Origin of the sequence: Micromonospora sp. NPDC053740, from assembly GCF_040677775.1 — a bacterium.
Classification (GTDB): domain Bacteria; phylum Actinomycetota; class Actinomycetes; order Mycobacteriales; family Micromonosporaceae; genus Micromonospora; species Micromonospora alfalfae.
Map to the genome: position 1 here is coordinate 187221 of NZ_JBFASO010000008.1, position 12286 is coordinate 199506.

General features: G+C 71.2%; 10 protein-coding genes and 1 pseudogene. 3 read left to right on the top strand and 8 right to left on the bottom strand.

Annotated features, from left to right (window positions below; genetic code table 11):
- Positions 1-128: 128 nt before the first annotated feature.
- Positions 129-1235, bottom strand: a complete 1107-nt coding sequence (locus tag AB0K35_RS21830) for an FAD-dependent monooxygenase (RefSeq protein ID WP_238666482.1) — start codon at positions 1233-1235, stop codon at positions 129-131.
- 299 nt (positions 1236-1534) lie between these two features.
- Here AB0K35_RS21830 and AB0K35_RS21835 point away from each other — a divergent pair, with 299 nt between their 5' ends.
- Complete coding sequence (locus AB0K35_RS21835; protein WP_238666483.1) at positions 1535-2656, top strand: cellulose binding domain-containing protein; 1122 nt, start codon at positions 1535-1537, stop codon at positions 2654-2656.
- Between the two features lie 141 nt (positions 2657-2797).
- On the opposite strand, the gene AB0K35_RS21840 is transcribed toward AB0K35_RS21835, so the two are convergent.
- The 3 genes from AB0K35_RS21840 to AB0K35_RS21850 form a co-directional block, all read right to left on the bottom strand.
- On the bottom strand, positions 2798-3763 hold the full coding sequence (locus AB0K35_RS21840) for an N-acetylmuramoyl-L-alanine amidase (protein ID WP_357363919.1): 966 nt from the start codon (positions 3761-3763) through the stop codon (positions 2798-2800).
- On the bottom strand, positions 3763-3915 hold the full coding sequence (locus AB0K35_RS21845) for a hypothetical protein (RefSeq protein ID WP_238666485.1): 153 nt from the start codon (positions 3913-3915) through the stop codon (positions 3763-3765). The genes AB0K35_RS21840 and AB0K35_RS21845 overlap by 1 nt, the downstream gene beginning before the upstream one ends.
- 125 nt (positions 3916-4040) lie before the next feature.
- Entirely contained in the window at positions 4041-4829 is a 789-nt protein-coding gene (locus AB0K35_RS21850) for an aldo/keto reductase (RefSeq protein WP_357363917.1), read from the bottom strand.
- 94 nt (positions 4830-4923) lie between these two features.
- On the opposite strand from AB0K35_RS21850, the pseudogene AB0K35_RS21855 reads away from it, so the two are divergent.
- Together AB0K35_RS21855 and AB0K35_RS21860 are read left to right on the top strand one after the other, a co-directional pair.
- A pseudogene (locus AB0K35_RS21855) lies at positions 4924-5967 on the top strand (DNA polymerase ligase N-terminal domain-containing protein).
- Between the two features lie 14 nt (positions 5968-5981).
- Positions 5982-7172 carry a threonine synthase gene (locus AB0K35_RS21860; RefSeq protein WP_238666488.1) on the top strand — a complete coding sequence of 397 codons (1191 nt, stop codon included), beginning with the start codon at positions 5982-5984 and terminating at the stop codon, positions 7170-7172.
- Between the two features lie 51 nt (positions 7173-7223).
- Here the strand turns inward: AB0K35_RS21860 and AB0K35_RS21865 are convergent, their stop codons facing one another.
- From AB0K35_RS21865 to AB0K35_RS21880, 4 genes are all read right to left on the bottom strand, one after another.
- Complete coding sequence (locus tag AB0K35_RS21865) at positions 7224-8603, bottom strand: pectate lyase (RefSeq protein WP_363887155.1); 1380 nt, start codon at positions 8601-8603, stop codon at positions 7224-7226.
- 257 nt (positions 8604-8860) lie between these two features.
- Complete coding sequence (locus tag AB0K35_RS21870) at positions 8861-10660, bottom strand: glycoside hydrolase family 15 protein (RefSeq protein ID WP_238666490.1); 1800 nt, start codon at positions 10658-10660, stop codon at positions 8861-8863.
- A gap of 42 nt (positions 10661-10702) precedes the next feature.
- Positions 10703-11095: a cupin domain-containing protein gene (locus AB0K35_RS21875; protein ID WP_091397116.1), complete on the bottom strand. Its 393-nt coding sequence runs from the start codon at positions 11093-11095 to the stop codon at positions 10703-10705.
- A gap of 242 nt (positions 11096-11337) precedes the next feature.
- Positions 11338-12216, bottom strand: a complete 879-nt coding sequence (locus AB0K35_RS21880; RefSeq protein ID WP_363887158.1) for a sulfotransferase domain-containing protein — start codon at positions 12214-12216, stop codon at positions 11338-11340.
- Between the last annotated feature and the right edge of the window lie 70 nt (positions 12217-12286).

Here is a 12286-nt window from a genome sequence, read left to right on the forward strand (position 1 = left end):
GTGGCCTCCGGTTCTCGGTTGTCCCGCTCGGCACACGCTGGTTATCGGCGGGCCGTCATCCGCAAGGAGGATAGTCCCCGGCAGGTCGCAGCGCCGCGTGGGGTGGCGTGACACGATCTACTACGGGCCTACAGCGGGCCGAGCAGGAGCCGGTAGTGCTCCCCGAAGATCCGGTCGCCGCGTCCGCGCAGCAGTGGGTCGCGCAGCGCCGGCGGGACGTCCCTGGTGCGGTTGCGGTCCCGGGTCCGGTCCCGCACCCATCGGGTACGCGGACGGCGACGGCTTTCGTACGCCACCAGCGCCGCCTCCACGCTGTTGGCGGCGCGCAGCGACTCGGCCAGCACCACGGCGTCCTCCAAGGCCATGGCCGCACCCTGCGACAGCGTCGGCGCGGTGGCGTGCGCGGCGTCGCCGACCAGCAGGACACGCCCCCGGAACCAGCGACCCAACTCCACCTCGTCGGTGGTCCCGACGTGCACCTCGTCGAGGGCCGCCAGCACCTCTGGCACCGGGCCGCGGTAGTCGGCGAAGAGGTCCCGCAGCCGCGCGAGGGGGTCGGCCGGTTCCTCGGTGCCGGCCTCGTCGGCGTAGAGGTGCAGCCGCCCGGCACCGATCGGCACCATCAGGAACCCGGAGCGCTGGCCGAGCAGTGCGGTCCACTCGGTGACCGGCGGGCCGTCGCGCAGGACGGCCCGGTAGACCACCTGCCCGACCGGACGCGGCGGACCACCGAGCGCGGCCAGCGCACGGACCGAGGAGCGTGGCCCGTCGGCGCCGATGACCAGGTCGTACTCCGTGGTGGTGCCGTCGGTGAAGGTGACGCCGACAGCGCCCGGAAGGAGGTCCAGGGTGCGGACCTCGGCGCCGTGCCGGACGGCGCCGCCGGCGCCGCTGAGCAGCACCCGGTGCAGGTCGGCCCGGGGCAGCGCCCGACACTCGCCGACGCCGGCCCAGAGTGCGTCGAGGTCGACCTCGCAGAGTTGCGCGCCCGCGGCGTCGAAGAACCGCTGCCGGTGGATCACCTGCCCGGTCGGCCGGACCGGGTCGTGCAGGTCCAGCCGGTGCAGTGCGCGGGCGGCGTTGCCGGGCAGGTAGAGACCGGTCTCGGTGGACTCCCCCGGTGGCAGCTTGTCGGTGACGTCGGGCCGGAAGCCCGCCAGGCGCAGCGCCCGGGCTACGGCCAGACCGGCGATGCCCGCGCCGACGACGAGGATGCGCAGGGGGGAGCCACCCATGGTGGTGTACGCCTCCGGAGGGGGAGCGGCACGCGTTGGAGGCAACACGCTACTCGGAGCGATCGACGCACACCAGGCCCAATCGGCCCGCACCCTGCCACTCGTCGGCGACCCGCGTCGCTTGGCTGGCCGTCAGCGGCCAGCCGTCCGGCGGGACGAGGCAATCCTCACAATTCACCAGTTCGACCCGGACGGTTGCGCGTCAGTTTCAGACATGTAAATGTGTCGTTGAGCGTGGGAGCGCTCCCGCACCGCCCCACCACATCCGGCGCCCGGCACGCGCCGAGTCGAGGAGTGTCATGAAACGTCAACTTCGGGCCCTGGCCGCCGCCGGGTTGCTGGTCGCCAGTTCGCTGGTGGCAGTAGCCCTCGGCGGCAGCGCCTCCGCCGACACCCAGATCTGCGAACAGTACGGCTCGACAGTCATCCAGGGCCGCTACGTGGTGCAGAACAACCGCTGGGGCACCACCGCCCAGCAGTGCATCAACGCCACCAACAACGGCTTCGAGATCACCACCCTGAACGGCAGCAGCCCCACCAACGGGGCGCCCACCGCGTACCCCTCGGTGTTCTTCGGTTGCCACTACACCAACTGCTCCCCCGGCACGAACCTGCCGATCCAGGTGAGCCAGATCAGCAGCGCCACCAGCAGCATCTCCTACCGCTACGTCAGCGGCGCCATCTACAACGCGTCGTACGACATCTGGCTGGACCCGTCGCCGAAGCGGGATGGCGTGAACCAGATGGAGATCATGATCTGGCTCAACCGGCAGGGTCCGATCCAGCCGATCGGCTCGGTGGTCGGCACCACGAACCTGGCCGGCCGCACCTGGGAGGTCTGGCGGGGCAGCAACGGCTCCAACAACGTCATCTCCTACGTCGCGTCGTCGGCGATCTCCAGCCTGAACTTCAGCGTGCTGGACTTCATCAACGACACCCGCAACCGGGGGGCGATCACCAACTCCTGGTACCTGACCAGCATCCAGGCAGGCTTCGAGCCGTGGCAGGGCGGTGCCGGCCTCGCGGTCACCTCGTTCTCGGCCAACGTCAACGGTGGCGGCCAGCCGCCCACCAACCCGACGACCCCGCCGCCCAGCGGTGGCGCGAGCTGCGCGGTGAAGTACACGGCGAACTCGTGGAACAACGGCTTCACCGCCGACGTGCAGATCACCAACACCGGGTCCAGCGCGATCAACGGTTGGACGCTGAACTACAGCCTGCCCGGCGGTCAGCAGGTCACCAACGCCTGGAACGCCACTGTGAGCCAGAGCGGGTCGACGGTGACCGCTCGCAACGTCGGCCACAACGGGTCCCTCGCTCCCGGGGGCACTGCCAGCTTCGGCTACCAGGGCACCCTGAGCGGGTCGTACTCGTCGCCGAGCAGCTTCTCGCTCAACGGGGCAACCTGCTCGCGCAGCTGACCTGACGGTGGGGGCGCGACCATCCGGTCACGCCCCCACCACTCAGGAAATCCACGCGGGATCCTTGAGGTCGGGGCGTCCTCGCACGCGGGACGCCCCGACTTTCGGGAAGTCGAGTCGATCAGGCGCGGGTGGTCGTGGTCAGACCCGGGTGAGGCGTACGGCGTCGGCGATGACCAGGCCGGTGGTGTTGCTCCACCGGCTCACGCCGACCCGGTTGGCGTCGCCCGCCGGCAGCGTGAACGTGCCGAGGACCCGCCACTGCCCGCCGGTGGCCCGTTGGTCGACCCGGACGGTCTGGTTGCCGGCGCCGGTGGCGACGATGTACGGGGCGGCGCTGTTGTAACCCGCGTTCGCGGGCCACCATGCCTCGACCCGGTAGTTGGCGGTGGCCGGGACGTTGAACCGGTACCACGCGACGTCGCTGGCGGCGACCGGGTCCGCGTAGCGGTAGTCGGCGCCGTAGCGCTGACTGGAGTACGACGACACGCCCCAGTTGGCGCTGGCGGTGAATCGACCGCTGGTGGTGTTGTCGACTGTGGAGGACCACGCCGTGCCACCGCCGGCCATTCTCGCCGCCACGTCGGCGCGCATGACGTTCAGGTCGATGAAGGATGGGTCGATCTTGCCGGTGGTGCTGGTCTCCCGGTGGCCTCGGGCGTAGCTGCTGTCCCGGCCGAGCCGGGTGAGCACGGCGGCGGTGGCGGCGAGCGACGCGTTGTACTGCGCGGCGGTCATTTCCTGGTTGACGCCGTTGTAGTCGATCTCCCACCCGATCATCAGGGTGTTGCCGTCCCCGGCCGGGATCGGTCCGCTGCCGCCGCTGACTCCGGCGTGGTTGCACCGGCCGGCGGAGATGACGTGGAAGACACCGTTGTAGTCGACGAGCGCCTGGCACAGCGGGCCCGGCAGGTCGGACCGGCCGTTGATGCAGATGCCGAGCGCCGGGTGCGGGTTGCTGGCGCTGGAGGTCGAGGCGGTGTGGTGCCAGAGCACTCCGATGGGGTCGAACGAGCCGGGCCGCATCCGGTTGAGCCAGTCGCCCTCGACCACCACCTGGACCCCGGCTGCGCGCAGCACGTCCACCAGCCAGGGAATCGTCGCCATCAGGCGTCCTGAAGCAGGTCGGCGAGGCACTCGGCCTTCGGCGCGGCGCTCGCGGCGGCGGGTCGGGTGACGACTGTCAGCGCGGCGACCACCAGGGCGGGGATGCCGAGCACCCCACGGCGGGGCAGACGGATGGACGGGGTTCGGGCCATGGCGATCCTCCAGCGACGGCGGGTACGAACGGATCGACGAACGTGATGACGGGACGCTATACCGTCACGTACGTCGATGTCGATACCCTTCATTGCTGGGCCCCGCGCTGAAGGAATTCGCCGATTCAGACCTCGCCGAGCGCGTCGATGTCGCGCATCTCCTCCGCCGTCAGCGAGAAGTGGAAGACGTCGAAGTTCGCGGTGATCCGCTCGGGGGTCACCGACTTCGGGATCACCACGATCTCGTGGTCGATGTGCCACCGCAGCACCACCTGCGCCGGGGAGACGCCGTGCGCGCCGGCGATCCTGGTCAGCACCGGGTCACTGAGGTCGCTGGTCTTGAACGGGCTGTACCCCTCCAGCACCACGCCCCGGTCCCGGTGCTCGGTGTGCCGCTGCCGGTCGTACAGCGACGGGCTCCACCGGATCTGGTTGACGGCCGGGTTCTCCTCGGTGGACTGGATCAACTCGTCGATCTCCGCGGTGCTGTAGTTGCTCACCCCGACCGCCCGGGCCAGGTTCTCGTCGCGGGCGGCGAGCAGCTCGCGCCAGAGCGGGATGCTGTCCCCCGGCGACGACGGCGGCCAGTGGATCAGCCAGAGGTCCACGTATTCGACGCCGAGCGCCTCCAGGCTGGCCTCCAGCGTCGCGCGCTCCCGGCCCACCCGGTCCGGCGGGAGCTTGGTGGTGATGAAGAGGTCCTCCCGACGCAGCCCGCTCTCCCGTACCGCCCGGCCGACCTCCCGCTCGTTGCCGTACACGGTGGCGGTGTCGAGGTGCCGGTAGCCGGTGTCGAGCGCAGCCAGCACGGCGTCGTAACCGGCCTGGCCGGTGGCCTGCCAGGTGCCGAAGCCGAGCAGGGGCATCCGCACGTCACCGGGGAGCAGGGCGGTGGGCTGGTCGGTGAGGTCCATGAGGTCCGTTCTACCCCGCCGCGCCCCCGGCCGCCGAGCGAACCGGACACTCCGACGTCCAGCGCACCGGTCCGGTCTGCCGGACAATGCGGGTGTGACCGACCGGCTGGACGAGTACCGGCGACGGCGGGACGCGGCCCGCACACCCGAGCCGGTGCCGTCGGAGAGCCCGTCGCCGGCCGGCTCCGACGCCGCCCGCTTCGTCATCCAGCAGCACCACGCCCGCAGCCTGCACTGGGACCTGCGCCTGGAGCACGAGGGGGTGCTCGCGTCCTGGGCGGTACCCCGCGGCCTGCCCCGCGATCCGGGTCGCAACCACCTCGCCGTGCACACCGAGGACCACCCGATGGAGTATCTCGACTTCGCCGGTGAGATCCCGGCCGGTGAGTACGGCGGCGGCCGGATGCTGATTCACGACCGGGGCACCTACCGCTGCGAGAAGTGGCGCGACGACGAGGTGATCGTGACGCTCTCCGGTGAGCGGACCGCCGGCCGCTACGTCCTCTTCGCCACCGGGGGACGGGACTGGATGGTCCGCCGCACCGACCCCGCGCCGCCGGGCTGGACGCCGATGCCGGAGCTGGTCCGGCCGATGCACACCACGCCCGCGGCCGGGCTCCCCCGCGACCGCGCCGCCTGGGGGTACGAGCTGCGCTGGGACGGTGTCCGGGCGATGGCGTACGTCTCCGGTGGGCGACTGCGGCTGCTCTCCGAGACCGACGAGGAGATCACCGGCGGCTACCCGTGGCTGCGGGCGATGGCCGAGGCGCTCGCGCCCACCGAGGCGGTGCTCGACGGTGTGCTGGTCCGCATCGACGGTGCCGGGCGGGTCCGCCCGGTTCGGCCGGCCAGCGGCAGCCGGGTCCCCACCGGCGCCTAGTACCTGATCGTCGACCTGCTCTGGTTGGAGGGCGTGAGCAGCGTCGACGTGCCGTACGCGCAACGCCGGGAGCTGCTCGATGGGCTGGTCTTGTCCGGTACGCACTGGCAGACTCCGCCGTGGTTCCCGGGCGCGGGCGACGAGGCCCTGCGTGCCGGGCGGGAACAGGGCCTGCCGGGCGTGGTCGCCAAACGACTGGACTCGGTCTACCAGCCGGGGCGGCGCAGCCGGCACTGGCTGAGCATCGACGCGGTGTGACGGCGAGGAGCGACGTGTACCTGACTCACCTGGACTGCCCGCGCTGCGGCAGGGAGTACGCCGCCGACCGGTTACACAATCTCTGCGAGTGCGGATCGCCGCTGCTGGCCCGCTACGACCTGCCGGCCGTGGCGAAGGTGGTCACCCCGGAACGCTTTCCGCTGCGCCCTGCCGACCTGTGGCGCTACCGGGAGCTTCTGCCGGTCGCCGACCCTCGGCACGTCACCACGCTGGGTGAGGGCTGGACGCCGCTGTTGCGGGCTCCGGCGTACGGCACCGAGATCGGCATCGCGGACCTGATGGTCAAGGACGAGGGGCTGATCCCGACCGGCTCGTTCAAGGCCCGGGGCGCGGCGGTCGGGGTGAGCCGGGCCCGCGAGCTGGGCGTCGAGCGGATCGCGATGCCGACGAACGGCAACGCCGGGTCGGCCTGGGCCACGTACGCCGCGCGGGCCGGAATGCGCGCGACCATCGTCATGCCGCTGGAGGCGCCGAGCATCTGCCGGCGCGAGTGCGTCGCCGCCGGTGCCGACCTGCGCCTGATCGACGGGCTGATCGGGGACGCCGGTCGGCGGGTGGCCGAGCTGATCGCGGAGTCGAACGGGGCGATCTTCGACGCCGGCACGCTGCGCGAGCCCTACCGGTTGGAGGGCAAGAAGACGATGGGGTACGAGATCGTCGAGCAGCTCGGCTGGCAGACGCCGGACGTGATCATCTATCCGACCGGCGGCGGGGTCGGCCTGATCGGCATCCACAAGGCGCTGCACGAGCTGCGTGAGCTGGGCTGGATCGGCGACAAGCTGCCCCGGCTGGTGGCGGTGCAGTCCACCGGTTGCGCGCCAATCGTGCGGGCCTTCGCCGCCGGCGAGGATCGGGCGCAGCCGTGGGCGGACGCGCACACTGTGGCGTTCGGCATCACGGTGCCGGCCCCGCTGGGCGACGAGTTGATCCTCGCGGCGCTGCGGGAGTCCTCCGGCACCGCGGTCGCCGTCGACGACGCGGACATCCTTGCCGATCTGCGGGACTTCGCCGCCCGGGAGGGGCTGCTGCTGTGCCCGGAGGGGGCGGCCTGCCTCACGGCGGCCCGGCAACTGCGCGCGGGCGGGTGGATCCGAGCCGGCGAACGGGTGGTGGTGCTCAACACCGGCGCCGGGCTGAAGTATCCGGACACTGTCGACGTCTCCGGCGTACCCCTGATGGGGTGAGGTGACGGCGCCCCGCGGACCCTGCGGTCCGCGGGGCGCCGTCGTGCCGGTCTACTGGTAGGTGATGTCGGAGGGCGAGTAGAGGCAGTTGACGCCGTCGGCGCCCTCGCCGATCTCGGTCGGCTCGCTGCCCTTCGGCACGCCCTTGTACTTCACGCAGATCGAGGCCTCGCGGTCCGGGTCGCCGACGATGGTGATCCGGCTGAACCGGGCGGTGTCGCCCCAGTTGGTGTTGATGCCGGCGATCGCGTCGGTGTTCCGGACGATGACGTTGTCGATCACCACGTGCCGCTGGTACGACGTGGAGCAGTTGCCGCAGGCGCGGTAGAGCTTGCCGGCGTTCTCCACCCGGAAGTTCTTGATGTAGACGGTGCCCGAGCCGTTGTGCTGGAAGACCTTGTCGCTGGCGGAGCGGGCCCCACCGCCGTCGACGGTGTACGTGGTGCCGCCGCGGAAGGTCGCCGCGTCCTCGCCGACGTCCTCCCACCAGACGTTGATCAGGGTGCAGTTGCCCTCGCAGTGCACGCCGTCGCCGGCCGGGGCGCCGATGATCACGTTGCGCAGGGTGGCGCCGGCGGCCAGCTCGAACATCGGGTCCTGGCTCTCACTCTGCCCGCCGTCACCGATGCCGTAGTAGCGCTTGAGCCCACCGTCGAAGGAGCCGGAGACCGGGATCGTGGCGTCCACCTTCTGGCTGCCGGTGGGCGTCGGCCAGCCAGCCGGCGGCGGCGTGGTGGGTGGCGGAGTGGTGGGTGGCGGAGTGGTGGGTGGCGGAGTGGTCGTCGGTGGCGGAGTGGTCGGGGTGCCGCCGCCGGACGAGTCGACGAGCACGTCGTCGAAGCCGCCGCTGGCGTACGCGGTGACCAGGCCGATCCGGCCCGCACCGGCGAGGCTGTTGCTGCCGGACGCGATCTGGGTGCCGTTGACGAAGCCGCGGATGGTGCTGCCGCTGGTCTCGATGCGCAGGTTGTACCAGGTGCCGGTGCCGATGCCCAGCGCGGCGGAACCGATCGCCGTGACGGAGCTTCCGTTGACCGCCTGCAGCTCGGCCCGGCCGGAGCCGAGCAGGGCCAGCCGGTACATCTTGGTGCTGCTGGTGGAGCGGGCGGCGAGCCCGACCAGGGCGCTGGACGAGCCGAAGTTCGTCGGCCTGACCCGGGCCTGCACTGAGTAGTTGGTCCAGCTGGTCTGGCCGGCGAACTGGCGGGCCAGCTCGCTGCCGGCGTTGGACTGGTTGAGCACGCCCGAGCCGTCGACGGCCCAGGTGCCGCCGGACTTGGACCAGCCGGAGGTGTCGCCGTCGGTGAAGTCGTCGCTGAAGACGGTGGCCGCGAAGGCCGAGGTCATGCCGGCGGCGAGGGCCGCCGCTGTCACCCCGGCGCCCACGGCCAGTAGTAGTGGTCGGCGGCCGGTGAAGCGTCTTTTCTGCACAGGTGTCCTCCTTGACGCATGTGGTGGTGATCCCTCGGCGGCCGTGGCGAGACGTGTCGGCACGGCGTGCTGCGCTGAACGGGATCGGTGTGCGCCCCCGCCGGACGCCCGGATCCGAAGCGGGGTGAAGCGGGATCGAAGCCCTGGGGAAAGGGCTTTCCAGCTCCTTCGAGGCTAGGACCGCCCAAGCACCAGCGTCAATGCCTGGCGCTTGCAGGTCTGTTGCAGGATTCCGACCGGGGCGGCACGCCCACCGATCAGTAGCTGTCCGGCCGGGTGATCCGCCAGGCCGCGTTGATCAGCCCGATGTGCGAGAGCGCCTGCGGCATGTTGCCGAGCTGCATCCCGGTGGACAGGTCGATCTGCTCGCTGAACAGGCCCACGTCGTTGGCGTGCCCGACGACCCGCTCGAAGAGCGCCTCGGCGCGCTGCTGTTCGCCGGTCATCACCAGGCACTCCACCAGCCAGAACGAGCACAGCAGAAAGCCGGCCGGGTCGGTCGTCCAGCGCCGCAGCAGCCCGTCCTCGGTGCCCAGCTCGCGCTCGACCATCTCGATCGTCGAGCGCATCCGCGGGTCGGTGGCCGGCAGAAAGTGGGTGACCGGCAGGGCGAGCACCGAGGCGTCCAACTCCGCCGATCCGAACGCGCCGGTGAAGGCCCCGATCCGCTCGTTCCACCCCTCGCGCAGCACTGCGTCGCGGATCTCGTCGCGGACAGTGGCCCAGCGATGCGGGTCGGCCCGGTCACCGAGCCGGTCGGCGAGCCCCACCGCCCGGTCCATGGCGAGCCAGCAGGCCACCTTCGACGAAACGTAGTGGCGCTCCTCGTCGCGGGTCTCCCAGATGCCCCGGTCCGGCAGACGCCACGTCGCGGCCACCTGCTCGGTCAGCCCGAGCACCATCTCCCGCAACTCGTCCTCGAACGTCGCGCCGAGGTAGTCGCGCAGCCGCCACACCGCCGACATCACCTCACCCGGCACGTCGAGCTGCCGCTGCCGCCAGGCGTCGTTGCCGACCCGCACGGGCCGACTGTCGCGGTAGCCGCGCAGGTGGTTGCAGTGGTGCTCGGAGAGGTCGCGCTCGCCCTCCAGCCCGAACAGCACCGGCACCGGCTCGTCGCCGAACCGGCCGATCGAGCGGGTCGCCCAGGCGAACAGCCGGGACGTCTCGTCGGGGCAGGCCGCCACCCACAGCGCCCGCATCGTCAACGAGAAGTCCCGCAGCCAGGAGTAGCGGTAGTCGTAGTTCCGGTCGCCGCCGATCTGCTCCGGCAGTGAGGAGGTCAGCGCCGCGGCGACCGCGCCACTGCGGGCGTACGTGAGGCCGGTCAGCACCGTGGAGCTGTGAGTGACGAGTTCGGGGTAACGGCCGGAGTATCCGTGCGTCTCCCGGAACGCCTGCCACGCCTGCGTCGTCTCGGCGAGGGTGGTCAACGGGTCCACCTTTGCCGGCGGGTCGCCGTACGCCTCGCCGAACGCGAGGTCCATCCCGATCACCTGACCGGCGGAGACCTCGAACTCGTGGGTCACCCGGTCCCTGCCCGCCCGCAGGTGCAGACCCCCGGCGCGCAACATCAGCACCACCGGGCCGGCACCGGCCAGCACCCCACCGTCGGGCTGCTCGTGCAGGTACGGCGTGAGCAGGCCGTACTCCGGGCGGGGCGCGAAGTCCAACGCCATCCGTACCCGCCCGGAGAGCCCTTCGACCACTCGGATCAGCACGGCGGGTGAATTCTTGCCCAGCTCGTGCGCGCGGGCGCCGACCTCGGCGGCCAGCGCGTCGGTGACCGCCACGCTGCCGTGTGGGGTGTGGTGCACCGTCCGCAGCACCAACGAGTCCGGCAGGTACGCGCGCTCCACCCGGTGACCCGGGCCGCCGACCCCTACCGGCGCCAGCCGGAAGTGGCCAGCTCCCGGGTCGAGCAACCGCGCGAACACTGACGACCCGTCGAACCGGTGCGGGCACCACCAGTCGATCGAGCCGTCCTTGCCGACCAGGGCACCCGAACGAGAGTCCGAGAGGAACCCGTAGTCGGAGATCGGCTGCTGCTGCTCCACCCGCCGGGGGTACCCGCATCGGCCCGGATCAGGCCGGACGGATCACTCGGTCGGTGGCTCGTCCTCGCCCGCCGCCTCGGCCGCGTCGGCCTCTTCCTTGGTCTTGTGCACTGCCTTGTCGGCGTGCTCCGGCGGCCCGTAGACCGTGTACAGCACCAGCGGGTTGGGACCGGTGTTGACGAAGTTGTGCTTGGTGCCCGCCGGCACCACCACCAGGTCGCCCGCGACGACCTTCCGCTTCGCGCCGGCGACCCGCGCCTCGCCGACACCGCTCACGAAGGTGAGGATCTGGTCGATGTCCTCGTGCACCTCCTCGCCGATCTCCCCATCGGCGGGGATGGTCATGATGACCAGCTGGGTGTGCTCACCGGTCCACAGCACCCGCCGGAAATCCGGGCTCTTCTCGGCGACGGTCGCGATAGTGAAATGCTCCATGTCCACGCTCATACCCCGTCCGGCGGCACCCCACGCCGGGACTCACAAATGGTGGAATTCCCCACGCTGGGAGGGTTTGGATCCACACGGACCGGGGATCGAGGAGCGGACCGGCGCGAACGGCCGGTCGAGCCAGGTCCCCGCCGACGTACCGCCGAACGGCTGCGGTGGTGGGAGACGGCCAGAGCGCGGCGACGTTCCGATCACGGAGCGGCGCCGCGCGCTCTTGTCCGCCGGAGGGCCTAGCGGTGCAGCCAGCTGACCAGATCGGGTGGGGCCAGCGCGGCGACCCGTTGCCGGTAGCGGGCGAGGCCGGCCTCGTCCAGCAGGTCACGCCCCTGGCCCGAGCCTCCCCGGCGAAAGAACGCCTGCCGGTCACGCAGCACGCCGAGCGTGTCCGGTGCGAGCCTGTCGGCGCGCTCCCGCATCCGACCGAAGGTGGCCGCCTCGACCAACTCCGGCCCCGGACTCGGAAGTTTCCACGTGTCGGCCAGCCGGCGCATCTCGCCGCCCAGATCGGCCAGCAGGTCGTCGTAGTGCACCAGCTCGACGTTCGGCTCGTGTCGGCGGACCCACGCGTCACTGAGGTGCATCAGCACCCCGGGCAGCGAATCCAGCTCGGCGCAGGGGTCCACCTCCCGGTTGACCCAGCTCAGCAACCACTCCCGCACCGGTGGCCGCTCTCTGGGTGGCCCGGTCGGGGCGGGTTGGCCGGTCAGCTCGGCGATGCGTGCCCGGTCCAGGTTGGCGCTCTGGTGGTAGAGGGAGACCGCCATGTCCAGCGGGTGCCGGGCCACCACCACGTAGTGCGCCCGAGGGTCCAACGGCACCCCGTCCAGCGGGGTGTGCGTCTTGATGAACCGCCGATGTGGCTGGGCGGCCAGCCGGTCGTACACAGTAGCCTGCGGCTCACCCAACCAGTCGAGCCACGGCGACAGCACTGTCAGCGGCGTCGGCAACTCCGCGCTACGAAGCACCAGCAGCGCACAGATCATCTGCATCCAGGTGGTGCCGCTCTTGGACCGGGTGCTGATCACGATGTCGCCGTCGCGGAACGGGAAACCGGTCCACCGTGCGCTGTCCTCTTCGTCGGACTGGTAACGGTGAATCGACGTGGGCATCGGTGGATGGTAGTCGCCGAACCGACAGTCGGGCAGCCGAATTCCGGCTTACATTCCTGGGGCACGGGCG

Bases quoted from the DNA above. Each gene is read 5' to 3' on its own strand.
- AB0K35_RS21830 (WP_238666482.1), bottom strand. From the start codon at position 1,235: ATGGGTGGCTCCCCCCTGCGCATCCTCGTCGTCGGCGCGGGCATCGCC.
- AB0K35_RS21835 (WP_238666483.1), top strand. From the start codon at position 1,535: ATGAAACGTCAACTTCGGGCCCTGGCCGCCGCCGGGTTGCTGGTCGCC.
- AB0K35_RS21840 (WP_357363919.1), bottom strand. From the start codon at position 3,763: ATGGCGACGATTCCCTGGCTGGTGGACGTGCTGCGCGCAGCCGGGGTC.
- AB0K35_RS21845 (WP_238666485.1), bottom strand. From the start codon at position 3,915: ATGGCCCGAACCCCGTCCATCCGTCTGCCCCGCCGTGGGGTGCTCGGC.
- AB0K35_RS21850 (WP_357363917.1), bottom strand. From the start codon at position 4,829: ATGGACCTCACCGACCAGCCCACCGCCCTGCTCCCCGGTGACGTGCGG.
- AB0K35_RS21875 (WP_091397116.1), bottom strand. From the start codon at position 11,095: ATGGAGCATTTCACTATCGCGACCGTCGCCGAGAAGAGCCCGGATTTC.
- AB0K35_RS21880 (WP_363887158.1), bottom strand. From the start codon at position 12,216: ATGCCCACGTCGATTCACCGTTACCAGTCCGACGAAGAGGACAGCGCA.